At 68.4% G+C, this 17,592-nt stretch carries 14 protein-coding genes; 9 read left to right on the top strand and 5 right to left on the bottom strand.

Going from position 1 to position 17,592, the window contains the following annotated elements; genetic code table 11:
- The first annotated feature begins 64 nt into the window (after nucleotides 1-64).
- Together FA743_RS02350 and FA743_RS02345 are read left to right on the top strand one after the other, a co-directional pair.
- Entirely contained in the window at nucleotides 65-1,213 is a 1,149-nt protein-coding gene (locus tag FA743_RS02350; RefSeq protein WP_136884255.1) for an RsmB/NOP family class I SAM-dependent RNA methyltransferase, read from the top strand.
- 65 nt (nucleotides 1,214-1,278) lie between these two features.
- Entirely contained in the window at nucleotides 1,279-3,387 is a 2,109-nt protein-coding gene (locus FA743_RS02345; protein WP_246054791.1) for a hybrid sensor histidine kinase/response regulator, read from the top strand.
- Between the two features lie 47 nt (nucleotides 3,388-3,434).
- On the opposite strand, the gene FA743_RS02340 is transcribed toward FA743_RS02345, so the two are convergent.
- Complete coding sequence (locus FA743_RS02340; protein ID WP_136884253.1) at nucleotides 3,435-4,019, bottom strand: sulfotransferase family protein; 585 nt, start codon at nucleotides 4,017-4,019, stop codon at nucleotides 3,435-3,437.
- 241 nt (nucleotides 4,020-4,260) lie between these two features.
- On the opposite strand from FA743_RS02340, the gene recA reads away from it, so the two are divergent.
- The 4 genes from recA to FA743_RS02320 all read left to right on the top strand — a co-directional run bounded on the left by recA (nucleotide 4,261) and on the right by FA743_RS02320 (nucleotide 9,342).
- Nucleotides 4,261-5,343 carry a recombinase RecA gene (recA, locus tag FA743_RS02335; RefSeq protein WP_136884252.1) on the top strand — a complete coding sequence of 361 codons (1,083 nt, stop codon included), beginning with the start codon at nucleotides 4,261-4,263 and terminating at the stop codon, nucleotides 5,341-5,343.
- A gap of 196 nt (nucleotides 5,344-5,539) precedes the next feature.
- Nucleotides 5,540-8,191, top strand: coding sequence for an alanine--tRNA ligase (alaS, locus tag FA743_RS02330; RefSeq protein WP_136884251.1), 2,652 nt, complete (start codon nucleotides 5,540-5,542; stop codon nucleotides 8,189-8,191).
- Nucleotides 8,188-8,487, top strand: coding sequence for a DUF1330 domain-containing protein (locus FA743_RS02325; RefSeq protein ID WP_136884250.1), 300 nt, complete (start codon nucleotides 8,188-8,190; stop codon nucleotides 8,485-8,487). Before alaS ends, FA743_RS02325 begins: the two co-directional genes overlap by 4 nt.
- 60 nt (nucleotides 8,488-8,547) lie before the next feature.
- Nucleotides 8,548-9,342, top strand: coding sequence for a class II glutamine amidotransferase (locus FA743_RS02320; RefSeq protein WP_136884249.1), 795 nt, complete (start codon nucleotides 8,548-8,550; stop codon nucleotides 9,340-9,342).
- Between the two features lie 2 nt (nucleotides 9,343-9,344).
- On the opposite strand, the gene FA743_RS02315 is transcribed toward FA743_RS02320, so the two are convergent.
- Complete coding sequence (locus tag FA743_RS02315) at nucleotides 9,345-9,671, bottom strand: DUF4177 domain-containing protein (protein ID WP_136884248.1); 327 nt, start codon at nucleotides 9,669-9,671, stop codon at nucleotides 9,345-9,347.
- 65 nt (nucleotides 9,672-9,736) lie between these two features.
- Complete coding sequence (gene gatB, locus FA743_RS02310; protein WP_136884247.1) at nucleotides 9,737-11,248, bottom strand: Asp-tRNA(Asn)/Glu-tRNA(Gln) amidotransferase subunit GatB; 1,512 nt, start codon at nucleotides 11,246-11,248, stop codon at nucleotides 9,737-9,739.
- A 297-nt stretch (nucleotides 11,249-11,545) separates the two neighbouring features.
- On the opposite strand from gatB, the gene FA743_RS02305 reads away from it, so the two are divergent.
- A complete protein-coding gene (locus FA743_RS02305; RefSeq protein ID WP_136884246.1) occupies nucleotides 11,546-12,175 on the top strand; it encodes a lytic transglycosylase domain-containing protein in 630 nt (209 codons plus the stop codon).
- Between the two features lie 102 nt (nucleotides 12,176-12,277).
- Here the strand turns inward: FA743_RS02305 and FA743_RS02300 are convergent, their stop codons facing one another.
- A complete protein-coding gene (locus FA743_RS02300) occupies nucleotides 12,278-13,663 on the bottom strand; it encodes a M20/M25/M40 family metallo-hydrolase (protein WP_136884245.1) in 1,386 nt (461 codons plus the stop codon).
- A gap of 163 nt (nucleotides 13,664-13,826) precedes the next feature.
- On the opposite strand from FA743_RS02300, the gene hemA reads away from it, so the two are divergent.
- Together hemA and FA743_RS02290 are read left to right on the top strand one after the other, a co-directional pair.
- A complete protein-coding gene (gene hemA / locus FA743_RS02295; RefSeq protein WP_136884244.1) occupies nucleotides 13,827-15,056 on the top strand; it encodes a 5-aminolevulinate synthase in 1,230 nt (409 codons plus the stop codon).
- 162 nt (nucleotides 15,057-15,218) lie between these two features.
- Complete coding sequence (locus FA743_RS02290; RefSeq protein WP_246054789.1) at nucleotides 15,219-16,445, top strand: helix-turn-helix domain-containing protein; 1,227 nt, start codon at nucleotides 15,219-15,221, stop codon at nucleotides 16,443-16,445.
- Between the two features lie 40 nt (nucleotides 16,446-16,485).
- Here FA743_RS02290 and FA743_RS02285 read toward each other — a convergent pair whose 3' ends face one another.
- Nucleotides 16,486-17,535, bottom strand: a complete 1,050-nt coding sequence (locus FA743_RS02285; protein ID WP_136884242.1) for a dipeptidase — start codon at nucleotides 17,533-17,535, stop codon at nucleotides 16,486-16,488.
- Nucleotides 17,536-17,592: the final 57 nt, after the last annotated feature.

The raw sequence follows: 17,592 nt of genomic DNA, 5'->3' as shown, positions 1-17,592 counted from the left end.
TTGAGGCGGGGCGGTCGGGCATGCTAGGCGGCACCAACCTCTGCTACCCGCGAAAGGCCCGCCCATGACCCCCGCCGCCCGCATCGCCGCCGCCATCACCGTTCTGGACCAGATCCTGTCCGGCAGCCCGGCCGAGCAGGCTCTGCTGCGCTGGTCCCGGGCCAGCCGCTTTGCCGGATCGGGCGACCGCATGGCGCTGCGCGATCTGGTCTTCGGCGCGCTCCGCCGGCGCGACAGCCTGGCGGCCCTGGGCGGGTCGCTGACCGGGCGTGGGCTGATGATCGGCCATGCGCGCCAGGCCGAGCTGGACCTGCCCGCGATCTTCACCGGCGCGCGCCACGACCCCGCCCCCCTGACCGAGGCCGAGGCGGCGCTGACCCCGCCCGAGACGCTACCCGACGATCTGCCCGACTGGCTGCGCCCCGCCTGGACCGCCGCCCTGGGTCCGCAGGCGGCCGAGGTCGCTCGCGCCATGACCGACCGCGCGCCCCTGTGGCTGCGAGTCAATCCGGCCCGCACGACGCCCGACGCCGCCGTTGCCGCGCTGGCCGCCGAGGGCATCGACACCGTGCCCGCCCCCGATTTTCCCCAAGCCCTTCGCATGACGTCGAACGAGCGCGCGCTGGCCCGCTCGGCCGCCTACCGGGACGGTCTGGTCGAGCTGCAGGACCTGTCGCCCCAGCAGGCCTGCGCGCTTCTGCCGCTGGCCCCGGGGCTGCGGGTGCTGGACTATTGCGCCGGCGGCGGCGGCAAGGCGCTGGCCCTGGGGGGTCGGCAGCCCGGCATGACGATCACTGCCCATGACGCGCTGCCCGACCGGATGGCCGACCTTCCCGCCCGCGCCGAGCGCGCCGGCCTGCGCATCGCGCTGGAGGCCCGCCCGCGCGGCCCCTTCGATCTGGTCGTGACCGACGTACCCTGTTCGGGCTCGGGAACATGGCGGCGGACGCCGGATGCAAAATGGCGGCTGGACGCGGCGCAACTGGACGAATTGCTGGCGCTGCAGGCCCACATCCTGGACCGCGCCGCCCCGCTGGTGGGGCCGGGCGGGCATTTGGCCTACATGACCTGCTCGCTTCTGACGGCCGAGAACGAGGACCAGATCCGTGCCTTCCATGCCCGCCAATCGGGCTTCGTGGCGGTGATGCAGCGCCTCTGGACGCCTCTGCAGGGCGGGGACGGCTTTTTCTTAGCACTATTGCGCCGCGATTAATGTAATTTTAACATTTGATAAGTTACCTCTGAGACATGGTTGCCCGAAAGAGGAGGCTGCTTGCCATGCTGGATCTGGACAAACAGGTTGGCCTGCCCCGCGGGGCCCTGGCCGCCTTGCCCCTGCTTCTGGCGCCGATGGTGCTGGGCGCGGCGGTGCTGGTGGTGCGTCCCGGCTCGCCCGTAGGGCTGGGGGGGCTGATCGTCTCGACCGTGGCGGTGGCATGGTACCTTCTGGGCGGCCTCGTCACCCTCTCGCAGGTGCTGCAGGGCTTTGCCGCGCGCCGTGCCCTGCTCGCCATCCGGGCCGAGGTCGCCGCCTCCCCGGATCCGATCTGGCTCAGCGATGCGCGGGGCCATGTGCTGTACCAGAACTCGGCAGCCCACCGGGCCTTCTCGGACCTGAACGGCCGGCCCATCCTGATGCTGATGGCCAAGCTGCGCGCCGATGCCGAGGGGCAGATGGCGCAGCTGACCGCCCGGGCCCTGCGCTTGGGAACGGCCGATCTGGACCTCGAGGGGGGCCGGATCCTGACGCTCAGTTGCCTGCCCGAGGCGCCCTTGCAGATCTGGTCGGTCACCCGCGCGGGCGCCGCCACGGTCGAGCTTGCCCCGGACCCCGGCGACGCGCCCTGCGACGACTTCGACGCGGTGCCCGTGGCCCTGCTGCGCCTGACCCCGGACGGGCAGATCTGCCGGGCCAATCCCGGCGCCCGCCAGCTTCTGGGCGGCCTGCCGTCGGCAGAGGAAGACCGGCAGAACCTGTCGGAACTGCTCGAGGGGCCGGGGCGGCCCCTGTCGGACTGGCTGGCCGATCTCTGCGCCGGACGCGCCACGAACGGCACCCAGATGCTGCGCCTGCGCCATGCCGAGACCCGCCCCGCGGACATGCGCGACCATCACCTGCAGCTGACCGTGGCGCAGGATCCCTCGACGCCGGGACGGCTTCTGGGGGTGCTGACCGATGCCAGCGCGCTCAAGACGCTCGAGGCGCAATTCGTCCAGAGCCAGAAGATGCAGGCGATCGGCCAGCTGGCCGGCGGCATCGCGCATGACTTCAACAACCTGCTGACGGCCATCATCGGCCATTGCGACCTTCTGATGCTGCGGCGCGACAAGGGCGATCCCGATTACGCGGACCTGGACCAGATCGGCCAGAACGCCAATCGCGCCGCCGCCCTGGTGGGCCAGCTGCTGGCCTTCTCGCGAAAGCAGACGCTGCAGCCCCAGATCCTGGACCTGCGCGACACGCTGGCCGACCTGACGCATCTGCTCAACCGCCTCGTGGGCGAGCGGATGGGGCTGACCATCACCCACGACCCGGCGCTCTGCGCGGTGCGCGCCGACAAGCGGCAGCTGGAACAGGTGATCATGAACCTGGTCGTCAATGCCCGCGACGCCATGCCCGGCGGCGGAGAGATCACCGTGCGGACCGAAAACCTGCACCTGACCGAGCCGATGACCCGCGACCGCGTGACCCTGCCTGCGGGGCGCTACGTGCGCATCTCGGTCTCGGACCGGGGCTGCGGCATCGCCGCCGACCACCTGGGCAAGATCTTCGAGCCCTTCTTCACGACCAAGCGCACCGGCGAAGGCACCGGGCTGGGCCTGTCCACGGCCTATGGCATCGTCAAGCAGACCGGCGGCTTCATCTTCTGCGACAGCATCCTGGGCGAAGGGAGGACCTTCACGCTGTATTTCCCCGCCCATGCCCATTCGGATGCCAAGGTCACGACCTTGCCTCGGCCCGTCCTGCGCCCCGTGGTGCAGTTGCCCACCGGACCGCGCGCCACCGTGCTGCTGGTCGAGGACGAGGCCCCCGTCCGCGCTTTCGCGGCGCGGGCGCTCAAGCTGAAGGGCTACGAGGTGCTGGAGGCCGGATCGGGAGAGGCGGCCCTGGCCCTGCTGGAGGCCGGCGACCGCAAGGTCGACATCTTCGTCACCGATGTGGTGATGCCCGGCATGGACGGGCCAACCTGGGTGCGCGAAGGGTGCCGGCTGTTGCCCTCGGCGCGGGTGATCTTCATGTCGGGCTATACCGAGGACATCTTCGTCGACGGGCAGGTGCCGGTCCAGGGCGCGGCCTTCCTTGCCAAGCCCTTCACGCTGATCGAGCTGACCGGACTGGTCGAGGCCCAACTGTGCAACCCCGAGGGGGGCAATCGGCTGAACTGAAAGGTCCGTCGGGGATGCCGTCCCTGACGGATCTCGTCAGCGGCACGCTACAACGAGTCGTAAAGCGCCAGATCGCGCGCCATGGCCACACGCAGTGCGGCCTCGGCCCCGGGGTCCAGATTGACGTCCACACTGGGCGGCACGTTGATGCGCGGCAGCTCGATCGCGCAATCCAGCCGGCCCTCCAGGAAGTCGACGAAGCCGTCGATCCGGTCATAGCGGAAGATCCGGTCGACCCGCGTGTCCGCCTCGGTCAGGAAATCGACCTGGCGGCCGATGCCCATCCGTGCCGGCCCGTCGGGCTGGCCGTACTCCGCCGCGAAATCGGCGAACCCGATCCCCGCCATGGCATGCTGCGGATCGTCGTCATCGTCGCGCAGCTTGAAGCGGTACCAGCTGCGCAGCCAGTCCACCGGCTCGCGCATCAGCGCCACCGTGGTGAAGGTCTCGCCGGTCTGGGCCGCGAGCCAGGGCCCCAGATAGCGGCGGAAGCTGCCGACATCGGTGTGCTTCAGCGCCGCCGGGCGTTGCAGCGAGGCCGAGGCCAGCGAATCCAGCGCCATCTCGATCGCGGTCGACCCGGCCTTGGGCGTGGCCAGGAAGACCAGCCTCTGGTCCCAGAAAATCAGCATGCGTCAGGCCCCGATCTGTTGCTTTGGCTGCATCGGGTGCTGGATAGCGGCCCCGTCCGGGGCTGTAAACGTCTTGTTAACCGCGCTGCGCCATCCTGAGACGAGACGAATCGGAAATCGGCCTCTGCGGCCTTGAAACTTGCCGTGCAAAGGCGCATCTAGTCGTGAACAAGACAAGAACATCCGGTCGGCCGAACTGATTGCCCCGCCCGGAGGGCTGTGAAATAACAAGGTGGATCACATGGCACAGGCGAGCATCTTCGACATGACGGACAAACGCGCGGCGGCAGACAAGCAGAAGGCTCTGGACAGCGCCCTGGCCCAGATCGAACGGCAGTTCGGCAAGGGCTCGATCATGAAGCTGGGCAAGGACAACCCGGTGGCCGAGATCGAATCGACCTCGACCGGGTCCCTGGGTCTGGACATCGCCCTGGGGATCGGCGGGCTGCCCAAGGGCCGCATCATCGAGATCTTCGGGCCGGAAAGCTCGGGCAAGACCACGCTGACGCTGCATGTCGTGGCCGAGGAACAGAAAAAGGGCGGCGTCTGCGCCTTCGTGGATGCCGAACACGCGCTGGACCCGCTCTATGCCCGCAAGCTGGGCGTGAACCTGGACGAGCTGCTGATCAGCCAGCCCGACACGGGCGAGCAGGCGCTGGAGATCGTGGACACGCTGGTGCGCTCGGGCGCGGTCAGCCTGGTGGTGGTCGACTCGGTCGCCGCCCTGACGCCCAAATCCGAGATCGAGGGCGACATGGGCGACATGCAGATGGGCAGCCAGGCCCGGCTGATGAGCCAGGCGATGCGCAAGCTGACCGCCAGCATCGGGCGCAGCAATTGCATGGTCATCTTCATCAACCAGATCCGCATGAAGATCGGCGTCATGTTCGGCAACCCCGAGACGACGACGGGCGGCAATGCGCTGAAATTCTATGCCTCGGTGCGCCTGGACATCCGCCGCATCACCTCGGTCAAGGACCGCGACGAGGTCGTGGGCAACTCGACCCGCGTCAAGGTGGTCAAGAACAAGGTCGCGCCGCCCTTCCGACAGGTCGAATTCGACATCATGTTCGGCGAGGGCATCAGCAAGGTGGGCGAGCTGGTCGATCTGGGCGTCAAGGCCGGCGTGGTCGAGAAATCCGGTGCCTGGTACTCTTATGGCGACGAGCGCATCGGCCAGGGCCGCGAGAATGCCAAGCAGTTCCTGCGCGACCGTCCCGAGATCGCCTTCGCGATCGAGGACAAGATCCGCGCCAGCCACGGGTTGGAATTCGGCGTCGGCAACGATGCCGTCACGGATGACGGGGCCGTCACCGAGGAGTGATCTGACCGGAACGTCAGGAACGGCGCGCGGGGGGTGACCCTCGCGCGCCGTTTGCCTTCGCCCCGGCCGGCCGATGCGCCGGGATCTTTTCCCGAAGGTGCGGGCGGGGCGATTGCTGGACAGGGATGCGGGGCGCGGATAGACCGGGGGCCAGACCGGCCTGGCCGGACCCACCGATCTGCGATGAAGGCCTGCCATGCCCAGTCTGAATGACATCCGCTCGACTTTCCTTGGATATTTCGAGAAGAACGGCCACCGGGTCGTCGACTCGAGCCCGCTGGTGCCACGCAACGATCCGACGCTGATGTTCGCCAATTCCGGCATGGTGCAGTTCAAGAACCTGTTCACCGGGCTGGAGACGCGCGACTATAACCGCGCCACGACCGCGCAGAAATGCGTGCGCGCCGGCGGCAAGCACAACGATCTGGACAATGTCGGCTACACCGCCCGGCACCACACCTTCTTCGAGATGCTGGGCAATTTCAGCTTCGGCAACTATTTCAAGACCGAGGCGATCCCCTATGCCTGGGAGCTGCTGACGAAGGAATTCGGCATCCCCAAGGACCGGCTGCTGGTCACCGTCTATCACACCGATGACGAGGCCGCGCAGATCTGGAAGAAGGTCGCGGGGCTGACCGATGACCGCATCATCCGCATCCCGACCAGCGACAATTTCTGGCAGATGGGCCCGACCGGCCCCTGCGGCCCCTGCACCGAGATCTTCTTCGATCACGGCGACAAGATCCCCGGCGGCCCTCCGGGCAGCCCCGACGAGGATGGCGACCGCTTCATCGAGATCTGGAACTTGGTCTTCATGCAGAACGAGCAGTTCGAGGACGGCTCGATGCGGGCGCTGGACATGCAGTCCATCGACACCGGCATGGGGCTGGAGCGGATCGGCGCGCTGCTGCAGGGCAAGCACGACAACTATGACACCGACCTGATGCGGTCCCTGATCGAGGCCAGCGCCCATGCGACCAGCGCCGATCCCGACGGGCCAGGCAAGGTCCATCACCGGGTGATCGCGGACCACCTGCGCTCGACCAGCTTCCTGATCGCGGATGGGGTGATGCCCAGCAATGAGGGGCGCGGCTATGTGCTGCGCCGGATCATGCGCCGCGCCATGCGGCATGCGCATATGCTGGGCGCGCAGGATCCGGTCATGCACCGGCTGGTGCCGGCGCTGGTGCGCCAGATGGGCGCGGCCTATCCCGAACTGACCCGCGCGCAGGCGATGATCGAGGAGACGCTGCGCTCCGAGGAGACGCGCTTCCGCCAGACGCTGGACCGGGGCCTGCGCCTGCTGGACGACGAGCTGGCGCGGCTGCCTGAGGGCGCGGATCTGCCGGGTGCTGCGGCCTTCAAGCTGTACGACACCTTCGGCTTTCCGCTGGACCTGACGCAGGACGCGCTGCGCGAGAAGGGCCGCGCGGTCGAGGTCGAGGGCTTCGACAGTGCCATGGCCGAGCAGAAGCGCATGGCGCGGGCGGCGTGGAGCGGCTCGGGCGAGGCGGCGGATGCGACGATCTGGTTCGAGCTGGCCGAGGCCCATGGCGCGACCGAGTTCCTGGGCTATGACACCGAAGAGGCCGAGGGGCAGGTGCTGGCGCTGGTCAGCGACGGCGCGGATGCCCCCGAGGCGGGCGAGGGCGCATCGGTCGCCATCGTGGTGAACCAGTCGCCCTTCTATGCCGAAAGCGGCGGGCAGGTCGGGGATCAGGGTCTGATCCGCACCGAGACGGGTGCGGCGCGGGTGACCGACACCAAGCGGGTTGCGGGCATCGTCATCCATCAGGCCGAGGTCACGATGGGCACGATCAGCCGCGGGCAGGGCGCGACCCTGTCGGTCGATCACGACCGCCGGAGCGCGATCCGGGCCAACCACTCGGCCACGCATCTTCTGCACGAGGCGCTGCGGCGCGCGCTTGGCGATCATGTCGCGCAGCGGGGCAGCCTGAACGCGCCCGACCGGCTGCGCTTCGATTTCAGCCACAACCATGCGGTGACGGCGGAACAGTTGGCGCAGGTCGAGGCCGAGGTGAACGGCTTCATCCGCCAGAACAGCCCGGTCGAGACGCGGATCATGACGCCCGACGACGCCCGCGCGATCGGCGCGCAGGCGCTCTTCGGCGAGAAATACGGCGACGAGGTGCGCGTCGTGTCGATGGGCGCCCATCCCGGCAGCGGCAAGGGGGCGGATGGCGCGACTTATTCGCTGGAGCTGTGCGGCGGCACCCATGTTGCGCGGACGGGCGACATGGGGGCCTTTGCGCTGCTGGGCGACAGTGCCTCCAGCGCCGGGGTGCGGCGGATCGAGGCGCTGACCGGACAGGCCGCGCTGGACCATCTGCGCGATGCCGACCGCCGGCTGACCGAGATCGCGGGCATCCTGAAATCGCAGGCCGCCGAGGTCGTGAACCGCGTCCGCGCGCTGGCCGACGAGCGCAAGGCGCTGGCCAACGAGGTCGCGCAGCTGAAACGCCAGATGGCGATGGGCGGCGGCAGCGAGGCCGAAGAGATCGCAGGCGTCAGGTTCATCGCCCGGCAGGTCGAGGGCGTGGGTGGCAAGGAGCTGGGCGCGCTGGTCGACGAGATGAAGGCGCAACTTGGCAGCGGCGTCGTGCTGGTGCTGGCCGAGGCCGATGGCAAGGCCACCGTCGCGGCGGGCGTGACCCCGGATCTGACCGCCCGCGTCAGCGCCGTGGCGCTGGTGCAGGCCGCGACCGCGGCGCTTGGCGGCAAGGGCGGCGGCGGCCGTCCCGACCGCGCGCAGGGCGGCGCCCCCAGCCTGGAGGCCGCCGAGGCCGCCTTCGCCGATGCCCGCAAACTGATCGAGGAAAGCGCATGACCGCACTCTGGATTGCCCATGTGACCGTCACCGACCCTGAGGCCTATGGGCGCTATGCCCAGGGCGCCGGCCCGGCCATCGCCGCGCATGGCGGGGTGTTTCTGGCCCGCGCCGGGCGCTATCACGTGCTGGAGGGTGCGGATCACGCCCGCCATGTGGTCGCCCGCTTCCCCAGCCTTGATGCGGCGGTTGCCTGTTATCACAGCAGCGAATACCAAGCGGCATTGGCACATGCCAAAGGCGCCAGCGAACGCGACCTCGTGATCGTGGAAGAGGCAGCGCCCGCGACGGAATGAGGTGAAACCTTCATCCTTTCGTGCTAGGGCTGTCACAAAGCAGACACGAAGGGGCAGGGCATGTGCCGGTGGGCCGCCTATCTGGGCGAACCGATCTTTCTGGAAGACATCGTCAGCCGTCCGGCGCATTCGCTGATCCGGCAGAGCCAGGGGGCGACGCGCTGTCCCACGCCGGTCAATGCCGACGGCTTCGGCATCGCCTGGTACGGCGAACGCCCCGAGCCCGGCCTGTATCGCGATGTCATGCCCGCCTGGTCGGACCCGAACCTGCGCAGCCTGGTGGGGCAGGTCCGCTCGCATCTGTTCATGGCCCATGTGCGCGCCTCGACCGGGACGGCGACCAGCCGCAACAACTGCCATCCCTTTGCCGCCGGGCGCTGGTCCTTCATGCATAACGGCCAGTTCGGCGGCTACGAGGCGTTCCGCCGCCATGCCGACGTGCTGATCCCCGACGAGTTCTATCCGCATCGCAAGGGCGCCACCGACAGCGAGGCGCTGTTCCTGGTCGCCTTGGGCAAGGGGCTGGACAGCGACCCGCAGGGCGCGATGGAGCGGGCCCTGGGCAAGCTGGGCGCCTTGGCCTTCCAGCGGGGCACGGCGCCCCATGTCCGCGCCGCCTGCGCCTTCTCGGACGGGCAGCGGCTTTATGCGCTGCGCTACAGCAGCGACGATCAGGCGCCGTCCCTGTACCACCGCTGGTCGGCCTCGCGGCAGGGCTGGGCGGTGGTCTCCGAACCGCTGGAGACCGATCAGGCCGACTGGCAGGAGGTGCCGCCGGGCAGTTTCTGCATCTTCGAGAAGGACCGGGTGCAGATCCTGCCCTTCCATCCCGAAAGGCTCAGCGCCGCCGCCTGAAATTAGGCCGGCGCGGCGCCGGTCGGGGCAGGGGTCGCGATGGGGCCCGTCTCAGGGGTCGCCTCGGGCTGGGGCAGGCGCTTGACCTCGGGGTCCGCCGCCTGCGGACGGCGGAAGACCAGCACGTTGTGATAGACCGTCGCGCGCCCGGTCAGGCCGCTGCGCTCTTCACTGGGCAGCACGTCGGCGCGCAGATATTCCCAGCCCTCGGCCGCCATCCGGTTCAGCTCGGCCGTCAGCGACAGGGCGAAGCGGTCGGTCGGCGTCTTGGCCTCGCGGGCCTTCTCGGTCCGGGTCGGGGCCGGAATGACGGAATATTCGAAACGCATGGGCGGGTCCTGTCGCGGATGGGGGCCGAAAGGGGGTGCGGCCCGGAGGGGCCGCAGATCGGGGCTTACAGCCCCAGCTTCTGCGCCACCAGATCGTTGACGGCGGCCGGGTTGGCCTTGCCGCCGGTGGCCTTCAGGACCTGACCCACGAACCAGCCCGCCAGCTTGGGATTGGCCTTGGCCTTCTCGACCTGCGCGGGGTTGTCGGCGATGATCTGGTCGACCGCCGCCTCGATGGCGCCCAGATCGGTGACCTGCTTCATGCCGCGCGCCTCGACGATGGCCGCCGGATCGCCGCCCTCGGTCCAGAGGATCTCGAACAGGTCCTTGGCGATCTTGCCCGAGATGGCCTTGTCCGCGATCAGGTCGATCACCCCGCCCAGTTGCGTGGCCGAGACCGGAGAGGTGGCGATCGTCAGCCCCTCCTTGTTCAGCCGGCCGAACAGCTCGTTGATGACCCAGTTGGCGGCCATCTTGCCGTCGCGGCCTGCGGCCACGGCCTCGAAGTAATCGGCATTCTCGACCTCGGCGGTCAGCACGCCGGCGTCATATTCCGACAGGCCCATGTCGCGCACGAAGCGCGCCTTCTTCTCGTCGGGCAGTTCAGGCATGGAGGCCGCGATGTCGTCCACCCAGGCCTGCTCGATCTCCAGCGGCAGCAGGTCGGGGTCGGGGAAGTAGCGATAGTCATGCGCCTCTTCCTTGGACCGCATCGACCGCGTCTCGCCCTTGTCGGGATCGTAGAGGCGGGTTTCCTGCACGATGCTTCCGCCATCCTCCAGGATGGCGATCTGGCGCCGCGCCTCGTAATCGATGGCCGCCTGGATGAAGCGCATCGAGTTCATGTTCTTGATCTCGCAGCGCGTGCCCAGATGGCCGAAATCGCCGGTTTCCTGGAAGCGCTCGTAATCGCCGGGCTTGCAGACCGATACGTTCACGTCCGCGCGCAGGTTGCCGTTCTGCATGTTGCCGTCGCAGGTGCCCAGATAGCGCAGGATCTGGCGCAGCTTGACGACATAGGCGGCGGCCTCCTCGGGGCCGCGGATGTCGGGGCGGCTGACGATCTCCATCAGGGCGACGCCGGTGCGGTTCAGGTCGACGAAGCTCATCGTCGGGTCCATGTCGTGGATCGACTTGCCGGCATCCTGCTCCAGGTGGATGCGCTCGATCCGCACGCGGCGGGCGATGCCCGGGGCCATGTCCACGATCACCTCGCCCTCGCCCACGATGGGGTGATAGAGCTGGCTGATCTGATAGCCCTGCGGCAGGTCGGGATAGAAATAGTTCTTGCGGTCGAAGGCCGACCACAGGTTGATCGCGGCCTTCAGCCCCAGCCCGGTGCGCACGGCCTGCGCCACGCAGAATTCGTTGATCACCGGCAGCATCCCCGGCATCGCCGCATCGACGAAGGCCACATTGCTGTTGGGTTCGGACCCGAAGCGCGTCGAGGCGCCCGAGAACAGCTTGGCGTTCGAGGCGACCTGGGCATGGACCTCGAGGCCGATCACCAGTTCCCACTCTCCCTGCGCGCCCTGGATCACCTTGGGCTGGGGGGCGGTATAGGTCAGGTCAAGCATGGCGGGCCTCGTTGGCGGCAAACGGTCTGGCAGGGCTTTTAGGGCACGCCTGCGCGATTGTCACGGGCCGCTGCGGTCCGGACCGGCTTTGCCGCGCGAATCGGCAGGGTCGCGGCGCATCTGCAAATCTGCGTCAAATTGCAGGCGCTTGGACCACCGCCGCCTCGCCGTCGGCGGGAATCCGACCATGATGTCGCAGGGGTGCGGCAGGTTCCCGCCGACCTCGATCGGCGTCGCTTGCCAGAGGACCGGGACCGTCTAAGGCAGGATGCAGCGAAACAATCCCCTGAGGTCCCGATGCGCGCTGCGCTCTCCCTTGCTGCCCTTGTGCTGATGGCCGCCTGCGCCGCGACCCCGTCGGGTCCCTCCGAGGCCGAGGTCGAGGCCGAGGTCGCGGCCCAGGAGATGTCCCTGGCCCAGGTGCCTCCGATGCGGTGGGGAGACAAGAGCGGCTCCGAGGCCTGGACCCGGGCGACGCTGGAGGCGCTGGACCGCGAGGGCGTGGTGATCATGTCGCGCGTGCCCCATGACATCCAGGAATACTGCCCCAACTATCGCGCGCTGACCCAGACCGGGCGCAAGGCCTTCTGGGCCGGGCTCCTGTCCTCGGTCGCGCGCCATGAAAGCACCTTCAATCCGCAGGCGGCGGGCGGCGGCGGGCGCTGGCTGGGCCTGATGCAGATCGCCCCCGCGACCTGGCGGCATTACGGCTGCGACGGCAATATCCGCGACGGGGCCGACAACATGGCCTGTTCGGTCAAGATCATGTCGCATCAGGTCGGGCGCGACAATGCGGTCGCCCGGGCCGATGGCGGCTGGCGCGGAGTCGCCCGGGACTGGGCCCCCCTGCGCAGCGCCAAGAAGCGCGCCGACATCGCCGCCTGGACTTCCAGCCAGAGCTATTGCACGGCCACGGCGGAGAGCTGAACAGGCCGGGGGTTGAAGAAAGCCGGGGGCCAGCCCCCGGACCCCCAGGGATATTTGGACCAAGATGAAGGGGCGGGCCGCAGGGTCCGCCCCTTTCGTCGTTCAGCGCAGCGCGGTCAGGATGCGCGCCCAGGAGCGGGCGCCCTTGGCGAAGCTTTCGACATCGTATTTCTCGTTCGGCGAATGGATGCGGTCGTCGTCGCGGGCAAAGCCGATCAGCATCGAATCCATGCCCAGGATCTGCTTGAAATCCCCCGCGATCGGGATCGAGCCGCCCGCGCCGATATAGGCCGCATCCTGCCCCCACTCCTCGCTCAGCGCTTCCTTGGCCAGACCGAAAGCCGGGTCCGAGATGTCCATGACGCTGGCCGGGCTGGCGCCGTGATCGTGGAAGGTCGCGCGGCAATCGGCGGGCAGATGGGCGCGCACATGGTCCTGGAAGGCGGCGCGGATCGCTGCCGGGTCCTGGGTGCCGGTCAGGCGGAAGCTGACCTTGGCGCGGGCCTGCGCCGGCAGGACGGTCTTGAACCCGTCGCCCGCATAGCCGCCGGCGATGCCGTTGATCTCGGCCGTGGGGCGGTTCCACATCATCTCCAATGCCGTGCGGCCCGCCTCTCCGATGGGGGTGGACAGGCCCACGCGGCCCAGGAACTCGGGCGCGTCAAAGCCCAAAGCCTGCCAGTCGCGCGCGAGTTCCGGGGCCAGATCCTCGACCCCGTCGTAGAAGCCGGGCAGGGTGACGCGGCCCTGGTCGTCCTTCAGCGCAGCCAGGGCAGCCGCCAGCACCATGATCGGATTGGCGGCCAGCCCCCCGAAGCTGCCCGAATGCAGATCGCGGTCGGCGGCGTCGATCACCACCTCCTGTCCCACCAGCCCGCGCAGCTGCGTGGTAATCGCCGGGCGCCCGTCGGCATGGCGCCCGGTGTCGCAGATCACCGCCAGCGAGGCGCGCAGATCCTCCGCATGGGCACGCAGGAAGGGCCTGAGCGAGGGCGAGCCGGATTCTTCCTCGCCCTCGAAGAGCAGGATCAGGTCCGAGGGCAGGGTGCCATGCACCGCCTTCCACGCGCGGAACGCCTCGATGAAGGTCATCAGCTGGCCCTTGTCGTCCGAGGCGCCGCGTGCGCGGATGACGCGGCCCTGGGCCGTGTCCTCGATGATGGGATCGAAGGGGGGTCGGTCCCACAGGGCCAGGGGATCGACGGGCTGCACGTCGTAATGGCCGTAGAACAGCAGCGACCGCGCGCCGCCAGGCTGGCTGCGGGCGGTCACCATCGGATGGCCGGGCGTGTCGTGGACGGTGACCTCGAAGCCCAGATCGCGAAGCTCGTCCGCCAGCCAGGCGGCGGCGGCACGCACATCGCCCGCATGGGCCGGATCGGTCGAGATTGACGGGATCCGCAGGAAGCGGGCCAGCCGCTCCAGCCCCGCCTCCAGGCCCTCGTCCAGATGCGTCAGGATGTCCTGCAGTCTTGCGTCATTGCCCATGATTTCTACCTTTTGTACCGAAGATCTCGGGTCCATGCCTGCCCCTTTCGTCGAATTGCGACGTTTTCGGCCTGTTTTCTTCGCGCTTTGACCTCTATCAAGGCAATCAGCGCGCGGTCGGAGAATGATCGCACCCAGCCAGCTACGCAAGGGATCGCCCGCAATGAAGTACGACGCCGCTCTGGATCAGGCCATTTCACGCCTTCACGAAGAAGGGCGCTATCGCACCTTCATCGATATCGAGCGGGCCAAGGGCAAGTTCCCCAAGGCCGTGTGGAACCGTCCCGACGGCGAACGCCAAGACATCACCGTCTGGTGCGGCAACGATTATCTGGGCATGGGCCAGCATCCGGTCGTGCTGCAGGCGATGCACGAGGCGCTGGATGCAACCGGCGCGGGTTCGGGCGGCACGCGCAACATCTCGGGCACCACGGTCTATCACAAGCGCCTGGAAACCGAGCTGGCCGACCTGCATGACAAGGAGGCCGCGCTGGTCTTCTCCAGCGCCTACATCGCCAATGATGCGACGCTGTCGACGCTGCCCAAGCTGTTCCCCGGGCTGATCATCTATTCGGACGAGCTGAACCACGCCTCGATGATCGAGGGGATCAAGCGTCATGGCGGCGCCAAGCGCATCTTTCGCCACAACGACCTGGCCCATCTGCGGTCCCTGCTGGAGGCCGACGATTCCGACGCGCCCAAGCTGATCGCCTTCGAGTCGATCTATTCTATGGATGGCGATTTCGCCCCGATCGGGGCGATCTGCGATCTGGCGCAGGAATTCGGCGCGCTGACCTATCTGGACGAGGTCCATTCGGTTGGCATGTACGGCCCGCGCGGCGGCGGCGTGGCGGAGCGCGACGGGCTGGCCGGACGCATCGACATCCTCAACGGCACGCTCGGCAAGGCCTTCGGCGTCTTCGGCGGCTATATCGCGGCCAGCGAGAAGATGTGCGACGCGATCCGCTCCTATGCGCCGGGCTTCATCTTTACCACCTCGCTGCCGCCCGCCGTGGCCGCCGGGGCCGCGGCCTCGATCGCGCTGCTGAAGACGCCCGAGGGGCAGAAGCTGCGCGACGAACAGCAGTTGCATGCCCGCATCCTCAAGATGCGGCTGAAATCGCTCGGCATGCCGATCATCGACCATGGCAGCCATATCGTGCCGGTCCATGTCGGTCATCCGGTGCATTGCAAGGCGCTGTCCGACATGCTGCTGCAGGATTACGGCATCTACGTCCAGCCGATCAACTTTCCCACCGTCCCGCGCGGGACGGAACGCCTGCGCTTCACCCCCTCGCCGGTGCATGATCCCAAGCAGATCGACCATCTGGTTCGCGCGATGGATGCGCTTTGGTCGCACTGCGCCCTGAATCGCGCGGAATTGAGCGCGTAACTCAATCCACGGATGAACTGCTCTCGCCTGCGTGATACTCTCTGATTTAAGAAGACTTGAGGGCGTGCGATTCGCGGCCCTCACATAACGGGCGACGAGGCATAGGCAATGAGCAGGCTGCGGGCAGATGACCCGGCAGAAGGGATCTCGCAGGTGGAGGATATGGCACATATTCTCGATGACGACACCCGCTTGGGAGATCTGATGCGCGGGGAACGGGCGACGTTGGGCAAGTCCCTTCTGGACGTCCAGAGAGAGCTGCGGATTCGCGCCTCCTACGTGGCCGCGATCGAGAATTGCGACATTTCCGCCTTCGACACGCCCAGCTTCATCGCGGGCTATGTGCGGTCCTACGCCCGCTATCTGGGCATGGACCCCGATTGGGTCTTTCGCCGCTTCTGTCAGGAATCGGGATTTCAGCCCATGCATGGCATGGCGGCCTCGGCCGCCGGTCCCAAGCCCGGGCGCCGTCCCTCGGACCCGGCCGAGGCGCTGGCCAATCCGCGCGCGCTGTTCATCCCGCAAGAGCGGGGCTTCCTGTCCGAGATCGAGCCGCGCGCCATCGGCGCCATCGCGGTGCTGATCGCGCTGATCGGCGGCCTCGGCTATGGATCCTGGTCGCTTCTGCAGGAGGTGCAGCGTGTCACCCTGACGCCGGGCGACGATGTGCCCGCCGTGGTGGCCGAACTGGACCCGACTCAGGGTGCGGGCTTGTCCGACCCGACCCTCGAAGGCGCGGCGGTGGGCGATCTGGCCCAGACCCTGCCGCAGCCCGAGGCGCTGGACCGGCTTTATCGCCCGCAGATCCTCGAGGCGCCGCTGATGACCGCGCGCGACGGCCCCATCGCCGCCATCGACCCCGGCCTGCTGAGCGGCGCCACTTCGGTCGAGGATGTGATCGCCTCCGCCGGCAGCGTGACCGAGGTGCCGCAGCCCGCGCCCGATGCCGTGCAATCCCAGCCCGCCACGCCCGGCGCCCAGCAGGTTGCCGAGGCGCCGGTCGAGGGCGGCGTGCGCACGCTGGCCCCGGATGCGCCAGGGTTGGAGCTGTTGTCCGTGCGCCCGGCTTGGGTGCGCGTGACCTCGGCCGATGGCACGGTGCTTCTGGAAAAGATCATGGATGCGGGCGAACGCTTCGCCCTGCCGCCCCTGGAGCAGCCGCCGGTCCTGCGGACGGGCAATTCCGGCGCGGTCTATTTCGCGGTGAACGGCCAGACCTACGGCCCCGCCGCGCCGGGCGCACAGGTCATCAGCGGGGTGGAACTGTCTCCCTCAAGCCTGACCGAGCGGTTCGACCTGGCCGATCTGCAGACCGATCCCGAACTGGCGCAGATGATCGCGATGGCCCAGATCGACGCGCCCGAGGATCAGGCCGACAGCGACGAGTGACCGAAACCCGCGGGGCGACGCTTGCCGTCCCGCTCAGGCTTCAGCGCCCCCAGACCCGCTCCAGCATGGCGATCCAGTTGTCGCAGGCGATCTTGGCGATCAGCTTCGTGCCATAGCCCGCAGCCTCCATCGCCGCGATCAGCCGGGGCAGGGCGGCAGCATCGGCCAGATCGCGCGGCATCAAGGCGCCGTCGAAATCCGACCCAAGCGCCACGCCGTCCTCGCCCAGGATCGCCAGCAGGTGATCCAGATGCCGGATCACCACGCCCAGCTCCTCCAGAGGCTGCCGACGCCCGTCCGGGCGCAGGAAGCTGGAGGCGAAGTTCAGCCCCACCAGCCCGCCGCTGTCCGCGATCTGGCGCAGCTGCCGGTCGGTCAGGTTGCGGCTGCTTTCGCAAAGCGCATGGACCGCGCTGTGGCTGGCCACCAGCGGCGCATCCGACAGGCGGGCCACATCGTCGAACCCCGCCTGATTGAGATGCGACAGGTCCAGAAGGATGCCAAGCGCGTTGCACTCGGCGACCAGCGCGATCCCGGCGGGCCTCAGCCCCTCGCCGATATCCGGGCCGGCGGGATGGGCGAAGGGCACGCCGTGGCCATAGCGCGTGGGCCGCGACCAGACCGGACCCAAGGACCGCAGCCCCGCCGCGTGCCACAGATGCAGCGCGTCCCTGTCGCGGATCGCCTCGGCGCCCTCCATATGCATCACGGCGGCGATGCGCCCCTCGGCCAGACAGGCGCGCAGCCCGGCCGCGTCGCGCACCACCCGCAGCGTGCCCGTCCGCTCCAGCGCCAGCAGGGCCGCAGCCTGGGCAAAGGCATGGGGCAGGGCGGCGTCATGGGGGATCTCTTCCGCCAGAAGCAGGGCGAAGGGTGGGTTCTCCATTGCCCGCAGCGCATCGGGGTCGGAGAGGCCGGCGGGCGAGGGGATCCAGATCGCGAAGAACCCGCCCACCAGACCGCCCGCCTGCATGCGCGGCAGATCCAGATGCCCCGTCCCGTCGCCCTGCAGCCACAGCCGCGCCGCCTCGGGCCCCGCGCCGACCAGCCGCTGCAGGAAATCGTTATGGCCGTCGAACACGGGTGTCATGGCAGATCCTCTCATGATGTTGCCGACAGCTTGCACGTCCTGCAATCGCCCCGCAAT

The organism is Paracoccus gahaiensis, from assembly GCF_005048225.1.
GTDB lineage: Bacteria > Pseudomonadota > Alphaproteobacteria > Rhodobacterales > Rhodobacteraceae > Paracoccus > Paracoccus gahaiensis.
The sequence above is the reverse complement of the archived record's forward strand: the minus strand, read 5'-3'. Positions and strand labels throughout refer to the sequence as shown.